At 38.5% G+C, this 22,454-nt stretch carries 17 protein-coding genes; 8 read left to right on the forward strand and 9 right to left on the reverse strand.

What is annotated here, in order from left to right; translation table 11 throughout:
* Window positions 1-202 precede the first annotated feature (202 nt).
* Window positions 203-2,011: a DUF3413 domain-containing protein gene (locus PVK71_RS19285; RefSeq protein ID WP_274420950.1), complete on the reverse strand. Its 1,809-nt coding sequence runs from the start codon at window positions 2,009-2,011 to the stop codon at window positions 203-205.
* Between the two features lie 19 nt (window positions 2,012-2,030).
* Window positions 2,031-2,261 carry a YejL family protein gene (locus PVK71_RS19290; RefSeq protein WP_130046040.1) on the reverse strand — a complete coding sequence of 77 codons (231 nt, stop codon included), beginning with the start codon at window positions 2,259-2,261 and terminating at the stop codon, window positions 2,031-2,033.
* Between the two features lie 76 nt (window positions 2,262-2,337).
* Here PVK71_RS19290 and yejK point away from each other — a divergent pair, with 76 nt between their 5' ends.
* Both yejK and PVK71_RS19300 read left to right on the forward strand, forming a co-directional pair.
* Window positions 2,338-3,354 carry a nucleoid-associated protein YejK gene (gene yejK, locus PVK71_RS19295; protein WP_165367181.1) on the forward strand — a complete coding sequence of 339 codons (1,017 nt, stop codon included), beginning with the start codon at window positions 2,338-2,340 and terminating at the stop codon, window positions 3,352-3,354.
* Window positions 3,355-3,497: 143 nt separating this feature from the next.
* The gene (locus PVK71_RS19300; RefSeq protein WP_274420948.1) at window positions 3,498-4,703 is read left to right on the forward strand and encodes a chemotaxis protein; all 1,206 of its coding nucleotides are present in this window, start codon (window positions 3,498-3,500) and stop codon (window positions 4,701-4,703) included.
* A gap of 112 nt (window positions 4,704-4,815) precedes the next feature.
* Here PVK71_RS19300 and nhaC read toward each other — a convergent pair whose 3' ends face one another.
* Complete coding sequence (nhaC, locus tag PVK71_RS19305; RefSeq protein ID WP_274420946.1) at window positions 4,816-6,252, reverse strand: Na+/H+ antiporter NhaC; 1,437 nt, start codon at window positions 6,250-6,252, stop codon at window positions 4,816-4,818.
* A gap of 623 nt (window positions 6,253-6,875) precedes the next feature.
* Between nhaC and asd the strand changes: the two genes are divergently transcribed.
* On the forward strand, window positions 6,876-7,991 hold the full coding sequence (gene asd, locus PVK71_RS19310) for an aspartate-semialdehyde dehydrogenase (protein ID WP_274420944.1): 1,116 nt from the start codon (window positions 6,876-6,878) through the stop codon (window positions 7,989-7,991).
* A gap of 110 nt (window positions 7,992-8,101) precedes the next feature.
* On the opposite strand, the gene ansA is transcribed toward asd, so the two are convergent.
* Together ansA and sppA are read right to left on the reverse strand one after the other, a co-directional pair.
* Entirely contained in the window at window positions 8,102-9,115 is a 1,014-nt protein-coding gene (gene ansA / locus PVK71_RS19315) for an asparaginase (protein WP_274420942.1), read from the reverse strand.
* A gap of 92 nt (window positions 9,116-9,207) precedes the next feature.
* Window positions 9,208-11,064, reverse strand: a complete 1,857-nt coding sequence (gene sppA / locus PVK71_RS19320) for a signal peptide peptidase SppA (RefSeq protein ID WP_274420941.1) — start codon at window positions 11,062-11,064, stop codon at window positions 9,208-9,210.
* A gap of 216 nt (window positions 11,065-11,280) precedes the next feature.
* On the opposite strand from sppA, the gene PVK71_RS19325 reads away from it, so the two are divergent.
* From PVK71_RS19325 to PVK71_RS19340, 4 genes are all read left to right on the forward strand, one after another.
* Entirely contained in the window at window positions 11,281-13,284 is a 2,004-nt protein-coding gene (locus PVK71_RS19325; RefSeq protein WP_274420940.1) for an NADPH-dependent 2,4-dienoyl-CoA reductase, read from the forward strand.
* 93 nt (window positions 13,285-13,377) lie between these two features.
* A complete protein-coding gene (locus PVK71_RS19330) occupies window positions 13,378-15,321 on the forward strand; it encodes a DNA topoisomerase III (RefSeq protein WP_274420939.1) in 1,944 nt (647 codons plus the stop codon).
* Between the two features lie 85 nt (window positions 15,322-15,406).
* A complete protein-coding gene (locus PVK71_RS19335) occupies window positions 15,407-16,231 on the forward strand; it encodes a DUF5718 family protein (RefSeq protein ID WP_274420937.1) in 825 nt (274 codons plus the stop codon).
* A 170-nt stretch (window positions 16,232-16,401) separates the two neighbouring features.
* Complete coding sequence (locus tag PVK71_RS19340) at window positions 16,402-17,874, forward strand: sensor domain-containing diguanylate cyclase (protein WP_274420936.1); 1,473 nt, start codon at window positions 16,402-16,404, stop codon at window positions 17,872-17,874.
* Window positions 17,875-17,900: 26 nt separating this feature from the next.
* Here the strand turns inward: PVK71_RS19340 and dusC are convergent, their stop codons facing one another.
* Window positions 17,901-18,848 carry a tRNA dihydrouridine(16) synthase DusC gene (gene dusC / locus PVK71_RS19345; protein ID WP_274420934.1) on the reverse strand — a complete coding sequence of 316 codons (948 nt, stop codon included), beginning with the start codon at window positions 18,846-18,848 and terminating at the stop codon, window positions 17,901-17,903.
* Window positions 18,849-18,903: 55 nt separating this feature from the next.
* Window positions 18,904-19,440 carry a type II secretion system protein gene (locus tag PVK71_RS19350; protein ID WP_274420932.1) on the reverse strand — a complete coding sequence of 179 codons (537 nt, stop codon included), beginning with the start codon at window positions 19,438-19,440 and terminating at the stop codon, window positions 18,904-18,906.
* A 102-nt stretch (window positions 19,441-19,542) separates the two neighbouring features.
* Between PVK71_RS19350 and PVK71_RS19355 the strand changes: the two genes are divergently transcribed.
* The gene (locus PVK71_RS19355; protein ID WP_274420930.1) at window positions 19,543-20,157 is read left to right on the forward strand and encodes an SEC-C metal-binding domain-containing protein; all 615 of its coding nucleotides are present in this window, start codon (window positions 19,543-19,545) and stop codon (window positions 20,155-20,157) included.
* A gap of 83 nt (window positions 20,158-20,240) precedes the next feature.
* Here PVK71_RS19355 and dsbB read toward each other — a convergent pair whose 3' ends face one another.
* Both dsbB and nhaB read right to left on the reverse strand, forming a co-directional pair.
* Window positions 20,241-20,756 (reverse strand): disulfide bond formation protein DsbB, encoded by a 516-nt coding sequence (gene dsbB, locus PVK71_RS19360; RefSeq protein WP_130086135.1) that lies wholly within the window; start codon window positions 20,754-20,756, stop codon window positions 20,241-20,243.
* A 72-nt stretch (window positions 20,757-20,828) separates the two neighbouring features.
* Entirely contained in the window at window positions 20,829-22,424 is a 1,596-nt protein-coding gene (nhaB, locus tag PVK71_RS19365; protein WP_130046054.1) for a Na(+)/H(+) antiporter NhaB, read from the reverse strand.
* Window positions 22,425-22,454 lie beyond the last annotated feature (30 nt).

A 22,454-nucleotide genomic window follows, 5' to 3' on the forward strand; every position in this document is an offset into this window, starting at 1 on the left:
GTGCGGTGAATAATAGTAATATCCTTACTTCTTGTAAAGGATAAAATTAAAAATAATGACTGACTGCGCTATTTTTGTGCATTGTGCTTTATTTTTAACTCATTAAGTTGTTTTTTCTATTTAAAACAGTGGGAATTAGACGTTGTTTTTCTTAAATGGTAGATATAAAAAATCCCTTTATGGGAAAGGGATTTTTTATTATTTATTTTTTAGGATGGTAAAACCGCTTCAACTCTGAAATGCCTTGCATGAGTAAGGAGAGTTTTGGTTTCTCATCTGTCAGGCGATTATAGTTTTCGTCATAGACTTTATAATTACCAAACGTATCGATAACGACAGTGTTTGTATCTGTAATTAAGGCGATGTTTTTTCTGTCACCTGCTAATAACCAATTACGCTCATTATCTTGAGTTAATAAATTTAAACCACTGCTGTAACTTTCTGCTGATGTCGTTGTTTTTAAGAATGATTCCATCAAGGTTGGTGCTAAATCTAAATGGCTTGAACGAGTCATAATTAATTCAGGCTCAACTTCCGGCCAATGAATTAACATTGGGACACGTAATTGGTACTGACTAAAGTTGGTACTTGAACCCCAGCTATTGGTATTAGTTTCATCAAATTCCATACCATGATTTGATGTGATCACAACAATGGTCTTTTCCCAGTCAGGAGATTGTTTTAATGCGTTCAATACTGCTTTAAGTTGCTGATCGGTTTTTTTAACCGCTTTACGGTAGTTAACTTCAAAAGCACTTTGATCTGAGTTTTCTGTTGATATTGGACTAGTTGCGTCATATTCAGAGACAGAGGTCAGTTCTAAATAACTAAACCATGGTTTGTCAGGTGTCTGTGCTTTGAACCAATCATTCCATTGAGAAATTGCTTTTCTATCAGACATTTTTTCTTTAGGTTCGCCGATCTCACCTTTAGTAAAGATAATTTGTTGATAGATTGATGAGGTAAAATCATCACCACTGAACAAACCAAACTGATAATTACGTTTATGTAATTCCGTTAATATTGGTGATTCGATTTCTGAGTTTCTAAAGTTATCAACGTAGTTACCAGGTAAACCATAAAATAAACCAAATAAACTGGTTGGGTTATTACTGGCACTGTAATGATTATTGAAATTCAGGTTATTCTGAGCAAAGCGAGTTAAGTTTGGTGTATCAGTATGATTTAAGGTATCAGCACGAAGGCTGTCGATCATAATAATCTGTAAATTATAGCCAGTTTGTTTTTCTTTGAATTTAATAGGCTCAAGCGGGTAACGCATTGCTTCTTTTGCGCCGCCCGTTCCTTCTTCTTGAATTTGTTTTGCCAATGCATCGCGATCAATAAAACCGTGTTTTTCTAAAAACGAACGGGCGGTCATTGGATAAGAAAGTGGAAAGGTCGCGCGTTGAGCCGTTACTGGCCCATAAGCTGAAGCATCAGCCCATGTATGAATTAAATGGCTACCAATAAACGCAACAGCAAAAGTGATCGCAAAAGGGCGACCAACATGTTTATGAGTAAGTTTACGCAATTTATTCCATACCCACTCTGAAAGAGAAAGTTGAAGTAGGAACATTACGGGAACCAAAATAAACAAATATTGCCATTGAGTGTTTAAATTTGATTTATCATTGTTCAGTAACATATCCCAAACTAATGGTGTGATATGTAAATGAAGAGTTTGATAAGCATAAGTATCCAGCAACAGTAACGTCATACCTGCAGTTGCTATAATGACACTTAAAATTCGCATTAAGCGTTGAGATGGTGTAATAAAGGTCAGAGGGAAGAGTACAAGAATGTAAAACCCAAAGACCAAAAAGCCAAAGTGACCTACCCAGTTTAATACCAGATAGGTCTGCCCAAGTAGCGTTTCAGGCCATGGTGATTGCGCGATATAACGAGAGCCAATAAGCATTGCAGCAATGATATTGAAAAAGCTAAACCAGTGACCCCAAGTAATTAACTTGGAAACTTTTTCGCCGTAGGTATTTCCGCTATCAACCATGGTAATTGAATTCTCGCTCTTAGTGAGTTTTTGGTGTATCTAATGAGCTAAGTAGCGCTTGAGCAAATTTCTCAGCGATGATTTTACGCTGTTCTGCTGGCACTTCTTGGTTTAGTACATTTGTAGCAATGTTACCAACCAACATTAGAGATAGATCCGCTGGTGCACGATGTTTATCAAGTACATCGACCATCTCTGTTAACATTTGTTCAATTTGTTTGTTACTGTATTTCGAAGTATTAATAGCCATAAGTCTTTTCAGTTAATGATAGTGAAAGCGGCTTATGATAACCTACTATGTACGTCAACTAAAAACCTTTTCTATTATGAGTTTAACCCTTTCAAACGTAATTTTACATAAATTAGTAAAAAATGAGCAAGATGAACTCGAAGTTTGTCTACGAAATCAAACTCTTGAGAACGAAGAGTTCACTGAAGCATTAGTTTCTGAATTGCATCGTGTCTTTAACTCTAAAGCAGGCAAAGGCTTTGGTGTATTCAAGACTGAGAGTGAGTTTGGGCATTGGCTAGGTTCTGTTCGTAAGAATGAAACGCCATTTTTAGAATTCAGTAATAAATCGGCAGAAAAATTAAAATCAGAGCTGATCAAATATCCATTTGCTGAAGAAGGTATTTTAGTGATTGCTGAATATCAATCACTGGCAACAGAATATCTATTTGTTGCAGTATTACCATCAAACGAAAGTATGAAGGTAACGGAACAGCTAGACATTAGTTCTACGGATTACCTTGATATCGCGAAAATGGATATTGCAGCGCGTATTGATTTATCAACGTGGGAAACTAATGCGGATTCAAATCGTTACCTGACGTTCATTAAAGGACGTGTTGGGCGTAAAGTTTCTGATTTCTTCCTAGATTTTTTACAAGCCGATGTAGGTATGGATACTAAGGTTCAAAATCAAGTGTTAATGCAAGCGGTTGAAGATTTCTGTGCTGACGAACGTTTAGAAAAAGACGAAAAACAACAATACCGTAAACAAGTTTATGATTATTGCAATGGTCAGCTTCAAGCTGGTGAAGAGTTAACACTTAAAGAATTATCAGGTGAGCTACCTACGTCTGAATCAGGCTCTAACTTTTATCAGTTTGCGGAAGAGCAAGGGTATGAACTTGAGGAGTCTTTCCCTGTTGATCGTACTGCAATGCGTAAGTTAACGAAGTTTGTTGGTGCCGGTGGCGGTTTATCATTAAACTTTGACGCGATGCTATTAGGGGAACGTGTTTTCTATGATCCAGAAACAGATACTTTGACCATTAAGGGCACGCCACCTAACTTAAAAGATCAATTAACACGACGTTTAGGTTCTTCTGAATCATAACGAGTGATTATGTTGTCAAAGATCAATGTGTTAATTTAATCATAATTGGCGATTTGTTCTCAAATATTTGATAACTTGATTTTTGCAAAATGATACCCTATCTATCCTTTAATTATAAAATTTTGGTTTAGGTAGGGTTGTTCATGAACTACACCTCTCAGCTTTTTGCTTCTAAATTCTTTTCTATCGTTTTGTCTGTTTTGCTACTTAATGGGTGTTCTCTACTTGAGCTTAAAATAGAGTCTCAATCAGAACCGTTAACAACGGCAGAACTTAATACTCGTATTTTAACCCGTGAGTACAGCAAGCACTTCTTTAGTGAGGTGGAATCAACTGCGGATGAAATCTCAGCGACGTACCCTAAAGACGACACCTTACATCAATCATATGTTTTGTTATGGAAAATCCATGCAGAAGAAGGACTTCAACAAGCTGCATATCAAGTATCTCCAAAAATTGCGTTAATCGATACTTGGATCTTTGCTGCACAAATGGAACAATTCTACTCACCAGAAGGAAAAGGTTCGGGTTTATTTGAGGGGGATGTGGATTTTCAAACAAGCCAATTATTGAACAATGACATAAAGAACATGGCAGAAAAGTTATTGCCGAGTTCAGAGTTTAGTGATGCTCAAGATTTTATTAAAGGGTTCGTTGCAGAGCACCCTTTTGATAGCTTAATGATGCGTAGAACCCCCGCTTTAAAATCGTGGTTAGCACATCAAAATATTGATGAAACAGAAGCGGTAGCAACGTTAGGAACAATGCCAGAGGCATTAGGTGATGTGTCTGATCGTTTAGGTTTAGTTTCTGAGCAAACGCCAAAGATAATGACCTGGAAAGCGCAATTGATCGCCATGAATAGCAACGTGAATGCGAATGATATAAATAAAACGATGGAGAGTTTGCGTCATACCTCTGAGTCATTCCAAGATTTTGTGAAAAATAATCCAGAATATATGCAAAATCTAGCAGAACAAATGAGCATGCAATTACAACCACTGCTTGATGATTTAGATATGAAAACGGATGATAAATTAAATCAGCTTAGTGCGGAACGTGTTGCTTTAGAAATTATGGTCGCTCGTGAACGCCAAGAGCTCGTAAATATGGTTGAGAGAGAGCGTAAGGCGATTGCCATTATTGTGTCTCAAGAGCGTGAAAAATTCACTCAAGACCTAGATAAAGTATCACAAGATGTGCTGACATTGGCGGTAGATAAAGTGATTGATTTGATTAAAAGTACCATCATTTACTTTATCTTGTTTATCTTAGCGATTTTCTTTGCTCCTTTAGGTCTGGGTTATTTCCTTGGTAAACGAGCTGCAATAAAGAAAACGGTTGTTTAATTATATCAATTTCAATAAGTATCATTAATTAGCCACATAAGAATTTAACCGTTAGATACAAAAATGCCAGTGACGTAATCACTGGCATTTTTTATTGAGCGAGATGAGGTAATTATGCTGTTTTTGTTTCTACTGCAATAGCTTCATCAGTTTCTTCTGCTGTGATGGTTGGTTCACATTTATCAACAAACCAACCGAAGTAAGATGTCACAATCGTAACGATGATACATACGAAGCTTAACCACATGAATGGTGCGTAAGATAAGGTAGCAACGCCTAGGATACTTGCCATGTAAATACCGTTATCACTCCAAGGAACCATACCTGAGGTTAGCGTACCACCAAATTCTGCGTTACGAGAAAGGTTCTTACGTTTATAGCCTAAACGGTCGTAGTTTTTCGCACAGATCTTTGGAGTAAGAATAAGTGATACATACATCGCAGAGCCAAAGATGTTACCAAAGAAAGCGGTAGCAATCGTACTTGTTGCTAGTGAACCAGGACCTTGAACGCGTTTTTCAAATAGTTTAGCAACCGTTTCTAGTACGCCAACTTTATCCAGCAAACCACCAAAACCCAAACCAAATACGATAACAGCTACAGAACCAAGCATTGAAGACATACCGCCACGATTTAGGATCGCATCAATAAACTCAACACCTGATGAAATTGAGTACGGAGCCCAGGCTGTGTTAAATGCCGTTAAGAAGTCAATATCTTGAACCATTACCGCCCAGATAATACCCAGTAGTGAACCAAAGCTGATTACTGGGAAAGAAGGCATACGCATTGCCAGTAGGCCAAGAACAATAACCACAGGAACAAATGAGAATGGAGAGATTACAAATTGTTCTTCCATTGCTAAGATAACAGAATCAACTTGGCTCATGTCCACATTACCAGCAAAATGGAAACCAAATGCGGTGAACATAATGCCTGTGATAACGTAACTAATTAGCGCCACAGGAAGCATGCCTTTAATGTGTTCCATTACTTCTACACCAGACATAGAAGAAGCAAGAATTACAGAGTCAGACAGTGGTGACATTTTATCACCGAAGTAACAACCAGACAGAACCGCACCAGCAGTAATTGGCGCAGGAACCCCAAGACCTTGTCCAATTCCCATCATTGCAATACCAGCGGTACCTGCAGCACCCCAAGAGGTACCTGTCGCAAGAGCTGTTAATGAACAGATGATCATTGTTGCAAGAAGGAAGATAGAAGGATGAATGGCTTTCAAACCATAATAAATAATGGTTGGAACAATACCGCCAGAAATCCAAGTACCTACTAAAGCACCTACAGCCAAGAGAATTAATACCGCTCCTAGTCCATTGGAGATGCCATTTAGGGCTGCTTTTTCTAAAGATTTGTAATCATGACCCAACTTAATACCTAAAGTAATAATAATGAACCAACCAATGTAAAGAGCTAATTGGATAGGTAGATCAAGTTGTGCCGTGAAAGAAAAGGCAAGTAGTAGAAATAGCCCTAAAGATATAATTACCTGCGTCAGCGAAGGTAACTTTGTCGTTGCTTGCTTCATGTAAAAAGCCTCTTTTTTGTATGTATGAATAATATTCATACGATAAGGGATTGTGTTTTCTAAACGAGATGCACTTTACCTTATGATCAACAAGAGATCGATTAACTCTGGTTGATTTGTGATTCTTATCTCTAGCGGTGTTAATAGACTAAGTTTAAGGTAATGAAATGGTTAAATTTACGTTTTAATTTAATGTCCATTTAGTTTTCAATTAATTAAATGTTTTTATTTTGTATTATAAAATTAGTGTATGTATTGATTTAATGGGAGTTATTTAACTCAAAGGCAGGGTAATCGTTTGCATAATGATTGATTTGTGAAATTTTGTGAAGTGTAACGCAATGTAAATATTATTAATTATTGGTTTATAAGGTATTAGATTGCTAAGTTAGTTCAAGTGGCTAAAAGTGTTATTTATGTTAAGTTTTAATTTGATAACGAGAGAAGTTAATTTTTTATGTGTTGTTTTTTTGCGCGTTTATCTTGAAGGATAAATTAAAATGTAAATAAAACTTTCAATGTAAAATGGAGAGAGTAAGGCAAATAGTGCTTGAGATTTTCTTCTGTTCATCATATAGATGGGGTAGAGACTTCATATTTTTAGTATTAACAGGGAGAGTACAATGAGAGTAGGTTTAGTCGGCTGGCGTGGAATGGTGGGTTCAGTTTTAATGCAACGTATGGTTGAAGAACGTGATTTTGACCATATTGAGCCTGTATTTTACACCACATCACAAGTAGGTATCCCAGCACCAAACCTTGGAAAGGACGCCGGTTTATTACAAGATGCATTTGATATTCAATCATTGTTAAAGTTGAATGCAATTATTACTTGTCAGGGAGGGAGTTATACAGAGAAGGTGTATCCAGCACTTCGCCAAGCGGGTTGGAAAGGGTATTGGATTGATGCTGCTTCTACACTGCGCATGAAAGATGATGCCATTATTACACTTGATCCTGTTAACTTTGACCAAATACAGCAAGGTATTCATGCAGGCACAAATACTTATGTTGGTGGTAACTGTACAGTAAGCTTAATGTTAATGGGGTTGGGCGGGCTATATAAAGCTGGTTTAGTTGAGTGGGTGAGTGCAATGACGTATCAAGCAGCCTCTGGTGCTGGTGCGAAGAATATGCGTGAATTGATTTCTCAAATGGGTGTAGTGAATGATTGTGTAACGTCTGAATTGGCAAACCCTTCTAGCTCTATTTTAGATATTGATAGAAAAGTAGCAGAAACCATTCGTTCTGATTCATTCCCAACGTCGGAATTTGGTGCGCCATTGGCTAGTTCCCTGATCCCTTGGATCGATGTGAAGCGTGAAAATGGTCAAAGTAAAGAAGAATGGAAAGCAACGGTTGAAACAAACAAGATCCTAGGTTTGCAAGATTCTCCAATTGCGATTGATGGTACTTGTGTACGTATTGGGGCAATGCGTTGTCACTCTCAAGCATTAACAATTAAGCTGAAACAAAATGTACCGATGGATGAGATTGAAGAAATCATCGCTACGCATAATGATTGGGTTAAAGTTATTCCAAATGAACGTGACATTACCGCTCAAGAGCTAACTCCAGCAAAAGTGACTGGTACGTTATCAGTTCCTGTTGGCCGTTTACGTAAAATGTCGATGGGTAACGATTTCTTAAATGCCTTTACCGTTGGTGACCAATTACTGTGGGGTGCCGCAGAGCCACTTCGTCGTACATTGCGTATAATTCTTAACGAAAAGAAATAATCTCAAAATTCTAAATAGCGTTAATTGCATTAGTTAATAGAACAAAAAAGGCTTCCCATGAGAGTATCAGGGAAGCCTTTTTATTAGAATCAATCAACGTTACTAGAAGATCAGTGAGTTAACTCACCACGTAAATTTTGCTGCATCATGGTACGCATGGTCTCATAAGGCAGATCTTTACTTAAAATATAATGAAGCTTCGCTAAAGCCGCTTCAGGAGTCATATCATAACCACTGATAACACCTGCCTCAGCGAGTGCACAGCCTGTAGCATAACCTCCCATGTTTACCTTTCCTGATAAACATTGAGTTAAGTTAACAACTACAACACCACGCTCAGAAGCCTCTTTTAATTGTGCAAGAAGTTCTGGGTTTTGTGGTGCATTACCTACCCCAAAAGTCAGAAGGATCATGGCATTAACAGGTTGGCGTAATGTGTTTTTAATCACTTCCGCTGAAATTCCTGGATACATGGTTACTACACCAATAGGTTGTGGGGTAATGTCATTAACCGTGAATGCACCTTCAGGTTGTTTATTAATTTCAGCACCATTAATTTGAATATTAATACCCGCTTCCAACAGTGGTGGCAGGTTTGGTGATGAAAAGGCATCAAAGCCATCAGCATGTGATTTTGTACTGCGGTTGCCACGAATTAACTTGTTATTAAAGAATAACGTCACTTCGTTGATAGGGTAGTTCGCCGCAATGTGTAAAGCGTTTAATAAGTTGCTTTGACCATCAGAGCGTAACTCAGCAAGAGGAATTTGAGAGCCAGTAACGATAACTGGTTTACCAAGGTTCTCAAGCATAAATGAAAGTGCTGAGGCAGTGTAGGCCATGGTATCCGTACCATGAAGAATCACAAATCCGTCATATTTATCGTAGTTAGCACGAATATCATCTGCAATGCGTTGCCAATCTTCAGGCGTCATATCAGATGAGTCAATCAGTGGCTCATATTCGTGAATGGTGAAAATAGGCATTTCTGCACGGTGAAACTCAGGCATTTGTTTTAGTTGATGTTGCATAAACCCTGATGCTGGTACATAACCATGATCATCAGATTTCAACATGCCGATTGTGCCGCCTGTATAGGCGATGTAAATGTGTTTTCTTTCCATAATAACAACGGTACAGAGTTATGGGAGGTGGTGCGATTATACTGTGCATTTGGCATAAAGAAAGCCCGACATGTGTCGGGCTCGTCATGCTTTTAAAGATTGCTACAGTTCAAACAGAAGAGATATTGCCCTTTTGGATCATTAAAGTTATTCAACATGTTGATGTCTGTTGCAACTTTGCTGATGGTCGGTTGCAATGCTTCGGGAGCAAGTGAAAATAATTCTGTCTTGATATTGGCGTTAAAGCTCATGCTTAACTCTTCAAGAAATTGCTCCATTGGAGATAGTGGCTCTTTAACCCAGTACAAGTTGTAGGATTCCATCTTGGCTAATTGAGCTGCTGCATGTACAGCATCATCAAAATCACCTAATTGGTCAACTAAACCATGTTTTAGTGCGTCTTTACCTGTCCAAACACGACCTTGTGCTATTTTATCAACCGCTTCTAAGGATAGATCTCGATGATCACTCACTAGTTTAATAAAGCGCTGATAACCATGCTCGATACCTAACTGCATTACTTGAGCTACATCATCATTTAACGGGCGAGTTAAGCCAACGCCATTAAATGGAGATGTTGAGATCCCATCACTGTGGATCCCCATTTTATTTAAGCCTTTTTCAAAGGTGGTTAAAATACCAAAGATACCAATTGAGCCTGTAATGGTGGTTGGTTGAGCAATGATTTTATTCGCACTTGCAGAGATCCAATACCCACCAGAGGCTGCAACACTCGACATAGAAATAACCACAGGTTTCCCTGCTTCTTTTAGTGCGTCGACTTCATTACGGATCACTTCAGAAGCAAAAGCACTACCACCAGGGCTGTCAACTCGTAGAACAACTGCTTTTACGTTGTCATCACCACGAGCCTGACGAAGTAGTGCTGCTGTAGAGTCTCCACCAACAGTGCCTTGGCGTTGAGTGCCATCCATGATAGCTCCACTTGCGACAACAACCGCAATATCTTGAGCATTAGGAATGATCGCAGGGCGAACTTGCGGGCGATAATCGTAATAGCTGATCTGTTTAAAGCTGTCGTAGCCATTTGAACCAAATTGCTCAATGAGATCTTTACGAACTTCCTGTCGTGTAGCTAGTTTATCTACCAAACCGAGCTCTACTGTCATTTGTGATAAATCACCATTAACCGTCTTCAATTTTGCAATGAATTGCTCCATTGGCATGGTTAACGTTTTTGCATCAATTTGGCGGTTAGTAGCAACGTCATCTAAGTAGGCATCCCATAATTGAGTCAGCCATACTGATGTCGATTCTTTTGCCGCATCAGACATGTCATTCCTAAGATACGGTTCCACCGCTGATTTGTACGTTCCTACACGGAAAACATGTGTAGATACATTCAGCTTTTCAAGTAGGTCTTTGTAGTACAGCGTATAAGCACCGTAACCACGTAATAGAACCGTACCATCAGGTGCCATAAAGACTTTATCAGCGTAACTTGCTAAATAATATTGGCTTTGATTGTAGTAATCACCAATCGCGTAAACCGGTTTACCTGCTGCTTTGAAGGTATTGATGGCTTTTGCTATATAACGAAGTTTGGTTAAACTGGTTTCATTCATTTCTTTTAAATGAAGTACTAAGCCAGAAACATTGTCATCATAAGCCGCAAAGCGAATAGTATCGACAATATCAAATAAGACATTTTCTTGTGATTTTTGGCTGCCTAATAAATCAGAGGTAACACGCTCTAATGGCTCGCGAAATTTACTCTCTTCAACAATGGGACCTGATAAATTAAGGATTAACGCTTTCTTCTCAACTTGTTGAGTTTCAACGTTAGACTCATCACTGGCTAGGAAAGTGAATGCAATCACTCCCACAAAAGCAAGAAAAAATAGGTTTAATACCAGTTGACGGGTAAAGGAAAGTAACTTCCATATGGCTTTAAAACATTTTCCTATGAAGTGGAATAACCCTTTCATATTGTTCCTTATTATTAGTTTGAACTCTGTCACTATCCTACGCTAACTGAACTAGAAAGTAACTAGACTAAATTAATCTAAATGAGAATTGTTGTCATTAATGGATTTAAATAAAAATATTGACGAATGTTGCATATTTGTAAATGTACAATTGTAGCATAAGCTTATAACTACTATTCTGGTCAGACCACAATAATTATAAAGCGATGGATTGTTATGACGTACCCACACCTATTTCAGCCGTTAGATTTGGGATTTACCCAATTAAAGAATCGAGTCTTAATGGGCTCTATGCATACTGGATTAGAAGAGAGTAATGATGGATTTAAAAAACTCTCAGCTTTTTATGCCGCGCGGGCAAAAGGTGGTGTTGGGCTTATTGTTACTGGTGGTTTTGCACCTAATTTTCGTGGGCGTTTAACGCCCTTTAGTGCGCAGTTTAGCTCTTCTCGTGCAGCGGAGAAACATAAAGCGTTAACTCGTGCTGTACATGATAATGGCGGAAAAATTGCCCTTCAGCTTCTTCATGCGGGTCGCTATGCGATGCATCCTTTAGCGGTGAGTGCTTCTGACATTAGAGCACCGATAGGTATGTTTATTCCAAGCCAAATGAGTGAGCGCCAAATTCAAAAAACTATCCATGATTTTGCTAATAGTGCGCATTATGCAAAACAAGCCAATTACGATGGTATTGAAGTAATGGGATCTGAAGGATATCTCATTAATCAATTTATCTGTGCTAGAACAAACATGAGATATGATGATTGGGGCGGTAATTATCAAAATAGAATACGCTTCCCGTTAGAAATTATTAAAGCGATACGTGAAAAAGTAGGTACTGATTTTATTATTATCTTCCGATTATCTATGCTTGATTTAGTGGAACAAGGCAGCACGTTTGATGAGGTGGTGGAACTTGCTCAAGCGTTAGAAAAAGCCGGTGTGACAATTTTAAATACCGGGATTGGTTGGCATGAAGCCAGAATACCAACCATAGCGACTCAAGTGCCACGCGCGGCATTTAGTTGGGTGACAGAAAAATTAAAAGATAAAGTCTCTATTCCTTTAGTGACGTGTAATCGCATTAATACACCTGAAGTTGCAGAGAATATATTAGCATCGGGACAGGCCGATATGGTGTCAATGGCGCGTCCATTTTTAGCGGATGCTGAATTTGTAAATAAAGCCGAGCAAGACAAATCAGAATTAATTAATACTTGTATTGGCTGTAATCAAGCCTGTTTGGACCATGTATTTAAAGCTAAGCGAGCCACTTGTTTAGTTAACCCTCAAGCCTGTTATGAAACCGAATTAGTACTTACTCCTACTGAAAAAGTGAAGTCAATTGCAGTGATTGGTGCAGGAATGGCTGGTTTATCTTGTGCGACATCAGCGGCCGAACGTGGTTATCGAGTAACAGTATTTGAGCGAAGTGATCGTATTGGTGGTCAGTTTAATTTAGCCATGCAGATCCCAGGTAAAGAAGAGTTTAAAGAAACCATTCGTTATTTCTCCAATAAACTAGATCATAAGAACATTATCGTTAAGTTGAATTATACCGTTGGAATGGATGAACTGCGCCAGTTTGATGAGGTGGTCGTGGCGACAGGCGTTAAGCCAAGAGCAGCACAGTTAGAAGGAAGCGATCATCCAAAAGTGATTGATTACCAAACTTACATTAAGACCCAACCTCAGCTTGGTAAAAAAGTGGCGGTGATTGGTGCTGGTGGTATTGGTGTTGATGTTGCAACTATGATTACCGAGCCTGAAGATCATACATTAGATGCGTGGTTAAAAAATTGGGATATTGATAAAAATATAGAATTTGAAGGTGGTTTAAAACCACAAGAAACACATCAAACGACTCGTGAAGTATGGTTGATGCAGCGTAAAAAAGGCAGCATAGGAAAAGGTCCAGGCAAAACGACGGGTTGGATCCATAAACGCACCTTACAAAAACGTGGTGTACATATGCTAGCAGGTGTTGAATATTTAAAAGTGAATGATGAAGGTTTGTATATTCGTCAAAATGAAGAGGTTAAGCTGCTCGATGTTGATCATGTTTTAATGTGTGCAGGCCAAGTATCCGTCAATGACTTAGTTGAAATATTAACCTCAGAAAAGATTGAGCATCACGTTATTGGTGGTGCAGAGCATGCCGGTGAATTGGATGCGAAACGAGCAATCCGTCAAGGGGTTGAACTAGCCGCAAAACTTTAAGCTAAAATTCCAACAAGTTAGGCAACAAAACTTGATAACTGTCTATTTATACAGGTATAGTGCTGATGTTATTCACAACATCAGCACTTTTTTATGTCACGATTATTTATTGCAGAAAAACCGAGTTTAGGTCGAGCGATTGCCGCGGGTCTAGCAAAGCCACAGAAGAGTCAACAAGGTTACATAGAATGTGGTAATGGCGACATTGTAACTTGGTGTATTGGTCACCTATTAGAGCAAGTTGAGCCTGATGCTTATGATGATAAATACAAATCGTGGCGTATGGAGCATTTACCTATTGTTCCTGAGCAGTGGCAGCTTCGTCCAAGAAAATCATCGAGTAAACAATTAACGGTGATCCGAAAGTTACTGAAAACCGCTTCTCAAGTAGTTCACGCAGGCGATCCTGATAGAGAAGGGCAGTTATTAGTTGATGAAGTTTTGGATTATTTAAAACTGTCTAAAACCAAAAAAGCCGCGACTCAACGGTTATTGATTAGCGATTTAAATTTACCGGCAGTAAAACGTGCATTAACGTCAATGCGAAGTAATCAAGAGTTTATTCCTCTCTCTATTTCTGCCTTAGCACGCTCTCGTGCTGATTGGTTGTATGGCATGAACATGACTCGTGCTTATACCTTATTAGGTCAACGTGGTGGTTATCAAGGTGTCTTATCCGTAGGCCGTGTACAAACGCCCGTATTAGGTTTAGTGACCCGCCGTGATGAAGAGATTGCTAATTTTGTGCCTAAAGCGTATTTCACCTTAGATGCGTTAATTCCTTATCAAAATCCTCAGCTGAATGACGGACAAGCGTTTGATATTCGAGCGAAGTGGAAGCCAAGTGAAGCGTGTCAGCAATGGCAAGATGAAGAAGGGCGCGTGCTTAGTCTAAAATTGGTAGAAAACGTGACTCAGAGAATTGCGAATCAGCCAGCAACAGTCACTAAAGCTGAAAATAAAGAAACCAAGCAAAATGCGCCTTTGCCTTATTCGTTATCGTCATTACAAATAGATGCTTCAAAGCGTTATAACCTAAGTGCGCAGCAAGTATTAGATGCGTGTCAGGCGTTGTATGAAAAACACAAATTAATTACTTACCCACGCTCAGACAGCCGTCATTTACCTAAAGACCATTATAAGCAGCGTGAACAAGTATGCGCTGCAATTGGTAATAACGATAAGCAATTATCTAGTGCAGTAACCAATGCCGATTTAACGTTGAAATCACGAGCATGGAATGACAGTAAGGTAGATGCTCACCATGCAATTATTCCAACCCCTAAATCAAGTGGCTCAGCAGGGTTGTCGGGGTTTGAAGAGAAAGTTTACCATCTTATTGCACGACAATATTTAATGCAGTTTTATCCTGCTGCTGTTTATGCCGAAGCTGAGTTGGTGTTTGATATTGCAGGGGGCGTATTTGTAGCCAAAGGCAAGCAGATGTTGTTTGCAGGTTGGCGAGTATTACTGGGTAAAGCTCAAGCGCAAAATGGCGATGATGATGTAGCGAATAAAGTTCCTCCACTTAAAAGAGGCGAAGTACATACGTGTCGTGAAGGTGAAATAAAACACAAGATGACAGAGCCTCCAAAATATTTTACTGAAGCGACCTTGCTTCAAGCCATGACGGGAATTGCACGCTTTGTTGAAGATAAAGAGCTGAAAAAGATATTAAGAGATACTGATGGATTAGGAACAGAGGCCACACGAGCAGGGATATTAGATACTTTATTTAAACGCCAACTATTAACTCGAAATGGTAAAAATATTCATGCGAGTGAGGCCGGTAAAGGCTTAATTCATGCGCTACCGAATGAGGCGACTTATCCAGATATGACAGCACATTGGGAGTTTCAGCTGCAAGGAATGACAGAAAAAACCTGCGCATATCGTCCTTTTATGTATGAATTAGAAACCAAAGTCCTAAATTTTATGCAAAGGGTTCAGCAAGGTCCGGTACCAGAATCATTAAAAACGTTGAAAAGCCCGACAAAACCACAATTTAAACGTCGTAGAAAAGTAAAGAAATCATAAAACTAGATCCGTATCATCGAATAGAGTTAAAGAATAAATTAAGGTGCCTTCTTAACGTTACTTTTAGAATAATTAAGAAGGCAATATGACATTTAAACATGCGGTGGGTTTTGGTGTAGCTGGTAACTTTGCTGGGCACCTGGAGCAAGCAGGGGAAGCAACTGATTTTTTAAATGTGAAAGTTGAAAATGCCATTCAACCAAAAGCACTTTTTCCCTTTTATATTCCATCTCAACAAGCAGGATTTTTATCTCAATATCCTTTGTCGTCTGATTCTATTATTCCACCTAATGATGCTGATAATCTACAAATTGAACCAGAGATCGCGATCGTTTTTGATATCACTTATCAAGATAATAAAGTGGTGGCCTTAACCCCTGTGAAGTTTGCGGCATACAATGATTGTTCAATTAGAAAGCCCAATGCAAAAAAGATAAGTGAGAAGAAAAACTGGGGTGAAAATACCAAAGGGCTCTCACAAGACTTTATTGAGTTAACCTCGTTCACCAAAGGGTGTGAGCTAGACTCCTACCGTATTGCAAGCTTTCATATTCGTAACGGTCAAATAAATCGATATGGAGAAGACAGTGCGGCGATTGATTACAGCTATTTCCATGAACAATTGAATGAGTGGATGATTGACCGAATGAATAACCAGAAAGATGAAGGTCCCGCTGAAAATCTAGCCTTATATTTATCTGATGCAAATTATCCAGAACAAGCAATCATTAGTATTGGAGCGACACGATACACAGAGTTTGGCGAAACTAATTTTTTACAATCAGGAGATGAAAGTATTGTCGTGGTTTATGACGGTGAACGCTATGACTCACAAGAGATTGAAAATATGGTGGCTTCAAAAGCATTTTCTGAGTCTGGCATTTCTGTACTTTCTCAAATTGTTCGTTAGTAACTGAATGTTTCTTGTAGAAATTAATACCAATACCAAGCATAAATAAATTATCTAATTACTGGTATTGGTATCACTGTCAGTTAAATGTAAAAAGAAGTGTTTATGCGAGATATTCAGTAAAGAAATAGGTATTATGGTCTGTTCATTTTCTGTTAAATAATTTATATATGCCGAAATCTAATTTAAAACATATTTTTATTATACCAACACTATTTTTAGTGTTGTTGCTAAGCATTGTTTTAGATAATCATATTGGGTCGGTTCAACGACAAGTAAACCGAGAGTATGAACGTATTATTGATTCTTTACAGCGTTCAATTAAAGTAATGATTTCGCTTGATTACAATTTATCTCAGCTTTATAAACAAAGCTCAGGTGATTTTTATAATCATAATTTCGAATTAGATGAACAGGCTGGTCTTTGTGTTATTCGTCCGAGTACTGATCAAAGTGCAGTAATGGCGAATCAAGATGTTTCTGTACCAAATAGCCGTTTAGATTACAGTATTGCAGGTTCTGAAGTGTTGTGTGAGCCAAGCTCTGAGCTTCATGAGATTGCCTCTAAGAAGGTGATTCTTGCCCCCGTTATTTCTTTTATCCATGATTATGAAAAGTACCTCCATGGTATCTACTTTATCTCTAAATACGATTATATTATTTCATCACCAAAGCAAATCGCAGAAAATTTAACGAAACAAACATTAGATACTATCTATTCTCGACCATACTGGAAAAACAGTATGAATAATAAAAATCAAAAACATATCACCTTTACACCACCTTATACAGATGCTTTTTTTGATGGTTTAGAAGTTCTCACCTTTTCTACACCGATCTATTATAAAGACTTCTTTAAGGGGGTATTAGTTATTGATTTGTCGGTTGAGAAATTGTTACGTTCAAATAATGATGTCTCAAAGCATATTCAGCTATTAGAGAGTGATCAGTATGAACGATTTGAACAGTATCGTTTTATGCAGCCAGTGACACTAGAGGATACTGATTTTACCTACTTTCTATATTACAAAAGCTCAATAAAAGAAGAACTAATTAGTTTTTTGACCCACGATATTAAATCGTTAACCTTGATATTTGTAACCTATATTCTTGCTGTTTTATCGATGTTTTATTATCAAACTCATTTATCTCAGCGCTATTATCGCGACTTAGCAAAACAAGATCCAATGACGGGTTTATACAACCGCCGAGGCTTTGAAATGAGCTTACAAGATCGGGTGGTTAAGAAGTATGTTGGTTTTGCTTTGTATGATATTGATGATTTTAAACAAATTAATGACATATTTGGTCATGATGTTGGCGATGAGGCTATTATATATGTCGCTAAAATCCTGAATAAAAGTGTGCGTGATAGCGATATTGTTTCACGATTTGGTGGTGAAGAGTTTGTGGTTTGTATTAATGCAGAATCAAGAGCCAGTTTAGAAAATATTTGCGAGAGAGTGAGAAAATCAATTCAAGACTCTTCAGGTAAAGTGGTTAAAGGTGGCTTTACTGTCTCAGGAGGTGTTGCAGTAATTGATTCTCGACAAGACTTCTCATTTGAACATGTCATCAAAAAAGCAGATGATCTTCTTTATAAAGCAAAACAAGAAGGAAAAAACCGAGTCTATTTTTCATAAACTCGGTTTATATTTGCATTAAAGGGTTAGCTTACTTTTTCTAGCTCTTGGTGCAGTCTTGCAACGATAGGGTCTGATTTTTTATGGCTTCGAATATCCATAAAAATCTCCTTTGCCTCAGTATATTCTTGGCGAAGATAAACTAACCATTGCTTTACTCGGTTTGAATAATACTGGCCTTTGTCACCTGCCATTTGCAATTTTGAATAATGAATTAAAAGTGCGACCACTTCTGGCCATGGCATCTTAGTGTGATTGTGTTTTACAACATTACCTAGGTTAGGAATGTTGAATGCACCACGACATACCATTAATGAATCAATTCCAGTTGCGGTAATACAACGTTGCCCATCTTCATAATTCCAAATCTCACCATTGGCAATAATTGGGATATCGACTTTTTGGCGAACTTGATTAATGTAATCCCACTTTATTTCTTCTGCACGGTAACCATCGACTTTAGTTCTGGCATGAATAGTTAATTCACTAGCACCTGCTTGTTTGATGGCATCAGAAATAGCAAAGCACTCCTCTGGGTTCTCCCAACCTAAACGGATCTTCGCTGTGACTTTTTTATCACTTGGAACGGCATCGCGACATGATTTTACGATTTGATAAATTAACTCAGGATCTTTTAATAACGCTGCCCCGCCTCGACTTTTGTTTACCGCTTTTGCTGGGCAACCAAAGTTAAGATCAATACCATCAGAGCCGAGTTCAATAGCACGCACGGCATTTTCTGCCATCCAATTAGGCTCTTGTCCTAGTAGTTGTACGCGGATAGGAGTACCAGATTGTGTTTTACTGCCATTGAGTAGCTCTGGACTGATACGGTGGAACACGTGTGGAGGTAACAACTGGTCTACGATGCGAACAAACTCAGTAACGCAGAAATCATAGTCATTAATCTCGGTTAATAGCTCACGCATTAAGTGATCGAGTACGCCCTCCATCGGGCCTAGTATTACTTGCATATCCCACCTCTTTTATTGGAGGTGGGATTGTAGGGGGAAAGGTGGGCTATGTCACTTATTTTGGAAAGTTTGTAAACTCGACAACAGTTTCACCAGTTGTTACTGAGTAACGCATGGTATAACCTTTATTGGTATTATCGTCCATATTTGATGTGTAATAATAAAGGCATTCATTTGAACTGTTATACCAATACTTCATATCAACATCAGTAGGAAACATTCCTCCATTTAAATAAGGTTCAGTAGTAAAGTCTGTATTCAGAAGAGACCTAAATATTTCACCACAACCTTCACCTGTAATTTTACCATGATAAGTTGTACCTAATGGAAATCCTTCATTTGATGGGTAAATGGTTTCGTCAGAAAAAATAACGCTAACACCTGAACTTGCAGATGGTTCCCCTTGTAAGATCCAAGCGCCATGATACATACTCACTGCGGCAGTAAAGGCAGAAAAAACACCATCAGCTCTAGACTTATGAGCATCATCTTGCAAATTTAAAAACTTTGGCGCGGCAATCACAGCTAAAATTCCCAAAATAACAATAACAACAACTAATTCAATTAGGGTAAACCCTCGATTTTTTTTCATAATGTATCTCGACAGCAAAAAATTAATGATAATGGCACTTAGGCTCTGATAATGATTTGCGCTATACTACGCCGAAAACTTAATTTCGGAAGTGAATAAATCATGAAGTACCAATTAATTGAGCCAAATGGTATCGAATTAACCTGTTCTGGCCTTTTTCTTGAGGGGGCGATACTTGCCGCGAATATGGCAACCAAGCCATTAGACCCTGAAGTATGGTTAAAAGATCTTCTAGGTGCTGATAATGCGCTTGAAATGATAAAACCAGTTTCTCAACAAATTGAACATCAATATACGTTACTTAAGCGTCATGAATATGAAGTTACTGAGGTTGTAAATTTTGATAACCTTAATGATGTTGCTGACTTTGCTGAAGGTTTTATGACGTTATGGCCAACGGTTGAAGAGTTATGGGCTGATCTTAACGTAGCTGATGGAACAACCCGTATGCTATCAGCGCTATTAACTACTATGATGCTTGCGGTTGATGAAGAAGAAACGCATCGTCAAATGGCTGAAGCGGGAATTGATACCCCCCCAACGCTAGAGCAGATGTTACCGAAAATTGATTTTATGATACAAGAAGTAGCAATGGCTGCGGATGAATACCAAATTGGCTATAAAGGCCAAAAGGTAAATCCATATAAAGATGTGGGCCGTAATGATGCTTGCCCGTGCGAAAGCGGTAAGAAATTTAAGAAGTGTTGTGGTAAATAAACACGAAGCTATTTCTTAGTAAAAAATAGAATAAAAAAGCCATCAACTGATTGATGGCTTTTTTGTGTCAAATCAAAAGGTTGTTAGGCTGATTTCTTATTAAAAAATTGAGCAACAACAAAAATAGCCAAAGCCACTAAGTTACCAGCAAAGATAATAACTAACCATTGAGGCATAGTTAGCGTTAAGAATTGCCATACAATTTTACTGCAGTCACCATACGCTTCAAACATCCATGGCGCCCATTTGTTGAGTGGTGCCCATGAAGGGAAGGTGACGAATAAATCGCAGGTAGCGAAAGGCGATGGGTTTAATTGGAAATCCACATGTTGAAGAGCGAGCTTTAATCCCCATCCTGCACTGATCCCCCAAGCAACAAAACCACACCAGCGAATAATGAGATTATTTGGGTTTAATAATCCAATAATTGCGGCACCACCAATTCCCATCATAGCAACACGTTCATAAATACACATTACACAAGGTGGTAATTTCATGACGTGTTGAAAAGTAAGAGCTGCAGCTTCAAAAGCAGCAATACAAAGAAGCAATAGCAGCCAAGATAAGCGAATGCGGGAGAAATGGTTGAGGGCTTGCATTAATTATTCCTTAATAAAAAATAAAGGCTCCGTATAAACAGAGCCTTTCATATCAAAAGTGATTATACCTTCTTAATGACCACTAGAAACCGCAGAAGTTGCATTTTCAATGACACCTGGTGTGATCCAACCTAAATCGTAGAACATTGCAGTCATTGGTTCAAGGAAGAATACAATACCGAATAAGCCAACAAGAGCCAAGACAATCGTATATGGCAATGCCATCCATACCATACGACCGTATGATAATTGAATTAACGGTGCTAGAGCTGATGTTAATAGGAACAAGAATGCCGCTTGACCATTTGGTGTCGCAACAGAAGGTAAGTTAGTACCTGTATTGATCGCTACCGCTAATAGATCAAATTGATCACGAGTAATCGCACCATCTAATAATGCCGATTTTACTTCATTAATGTAAACGGTACCTACGAATACGTTATCCGATACCATTGACAGTAAACCGTTCGCAACATAGAAAAGCGCAAGTTGAGTGCCTTTATCTTCAACTGCAAGTACAGCGTCGATAATAGGTTTAAATAGCTCTTGATCAATGATTACCGCAACAACCGCGAAGAATACAGCAAGCAGTGAGGTAAATGGTAATGCTTCTTCAAACGCTTTACCCATTGAGTGCTCTTCAATAACACCAGTGAATGCCGTCGCTAAAATGATAACAGATAGACCAATTAGGCCAACAGCTGCAAGGTGCATAGCAAGTGCTACAATTAACCATACTGCAATTAAACCTTGGATGATTAATTTAGCGTTATCGATATTTGTGCGGTTTTTGCTTTCTTCCGCATCGTATTCTTCTAGAATTTTACGTACGTTTTCTGGAAGTTTTGCACCGTAGCCACAGATGCCTAATTTCTCAACGACAAAACACGTTAACATACCACAAATAAATACAGGGGCAGTGATTGGTAGCATGCGAATAATGAATTCACCAAACATCCAACCGGCTTGATCTGCAATGATTAAGTTTTGAGGCTCGCCTACCATGGTCATTACGCCACCAAGTGCAGTACCCACACCTGCATGCATAAGAAGACTACGTAAAAATGCACGGTAGTTTTCAAGGTCATCACGAGTCAGTTCGTCGGTTACATTTGAATCACATGTATGATCGTGGCTTGGAGTACCACCTTGACCAGAAGCTACTCGGTGATAAATAGCATAGAAGCCAACAGCAACACTGATAACAACAGCAATAACGGTTAAAGCATCAAGGAACGCGGATAAGAAAGCAGCAGTAAAGCAGAATGCAACAGAAAGAGCTGCTTTCGATTTTATGCCAATCAAAATTTTGGTAAAGATAAATAGAAGCAATTGCTTCATGAAATAAATACCAGCAACCATAAAGACAAGTAAAAGTAATACTTCAATATTAGCCACAAGTTCATGTTTTACTTGTTCAGGGCTTGTCATTCCTATTGCAATCGCTTCGATGGCAAGTAGACCACCTGGCTGTAATGGGTAACATTTAAGAGCCATTGCCAGTGTGAAAATGAACTCAATAACCAATAACCAACCAGCAGTAAATGGGTCGATTAGGAAAAATACAAAAGGGTTAATAACTAAAAATGACAGTATTGCAATTTTGTACCAGTCGGGGGCTTTACCAAGAAAGTTTTTGATAAATGCATTCCCTAGTGAAATAGACATGTGATGCTCTCTAGATTATTACATTGATTC

The sequence above is a fragment of the Aliivibrio sp. S4MY1 genome, assembly GCF_028765545.1.
GTDB lineage: Bacteria > Pseudomonadota > Gammaproteobacteria > Enterobacterales > Vibrionaceae > Aliivibrio.

What these genes read in the sequence shown, in the direction of transcription:
- PVK71_RS19300 (WP_274420948.1), top strand. Translation starts at nt 3,498, where the DNA reads ATGAACTACACCTCTCAGCTTTTTGCTTCTAAATTCTTTTCTATCGTT.
- PVK71_RS19355 (WP_274420930.1), top strand. Translation starts at nt 19,543, where the DNA reads ATGAAGTACCAATTAATTGAGCCAAATGGTATCGAATTAACCTGTTCT.
- asd (WP_274420944.1), top strand. Translation starts at nt 6,876, where the DNA reads ATGAGAGTAGGTTTAGTCGGCTGGCGTGGAATGGTGGGTTCAGTTTTA.
- PVK71_RS19350 (WP_274420932.1), bottom strand. Translation starts at nt 19,440, where the DNA reads ATGAAAAAAAATCGAGGGTTTACCCTAATTGAATTAGTTGTTGTTATT.
- PVK71_RS19325 (WP_274420940.1), top strand. Translation starts at nt 11,281, where the DNA reads ATGACGTACCCACACCTATTTCAGCCGTTAGATTTGGGATTTACCCAA.
- PVK71_RS19285 (WP_274420950.1), bottom strand. Translation starts at nt 2,011, where the DNA reads ATGGTTGATAGCGGAAATACCTACGGCGAAAAAGTTTCCAAGTTAATT.
- ansA (WP_274420942.1), bottom strand. Translation starts at nt 9,115, where the DNA reads ATGGAAAGAAAACACATTTACATCGCCTATACAGGCGGCACAATCGGC.
- dusC (WP_274420934.1), bottom strand. Translation starts at nt 18,848, where the DNA reads ATGCAAGTAATACTAGGCCCGATGGAGGGCGTACTCGATCACTTAATG.
- dsbB (WP_130086135.1), bottom strand. Translation starts at nt 20,756, where the DNA reads ATGCAAGCCCTCAACCATTTCTCCCGCATTCGCTTATCTTGGCTGCTA.
- PVK71_RS19340 (WP_274420936.1), top strand. Translation starts at nt 16,402, where the DNA reads ATGCCGAAATCTAATTTAAAACATATTTTTATTATACCAACACTATTT.
- sppA (WP_274420941.1), bottom strand. Translation starts at nt 11,064, where the DNA reads ATGAAAGGGTTATTCCACTTCATAGGAAAATGTTTTAAAGCCATATGG.
- yejK (WP_165367181.1), top strand. Translation starts at nt 2,338, where the DNA reads ATGAGTTTAACCCTTTCAAACGTAATTTTACATAAATTAGTAAAAAAT.
- nhaB (WP_130046054.1), bottom strand. Translation starts at nt 22,424, where the DNA reads ATGTCTATTTCACTAGGGAATGCATTTATCAAAAACTTTCTTGGTAAA.
- PVK71_RS19335 (WP_274420937.1), top strand. Translation starts at nt 15,407, where the DNA reads ATGACATTTAAACATGCGGTGGGTTTTGGTGTAGCTGGTAACTTTGCT.
- PVK71_RS19330 (WP_274420939.1), top strand. Translation starts at nt 13,378, where the DNA reads ATGTCACGATTATTTATTGCAGAAAAACCGAGTTTAGGTCGAGCGATT.
- nhaC (WP_274420946.1), bottom strand. Translation starts at nt 6,252, where the DNA reads ATGAAGCAAGCAACGACAAAGTTACCTTCGCTGACGCAGGTAATTATA.
- PVK71_RS19290 (WP_130046040.1), bottom strand. Translation starts at nt 2,261, where the DNA reads ATGGCTATTAATACTTCGAAATACAGTAACAAACAAATTGAACAAATG.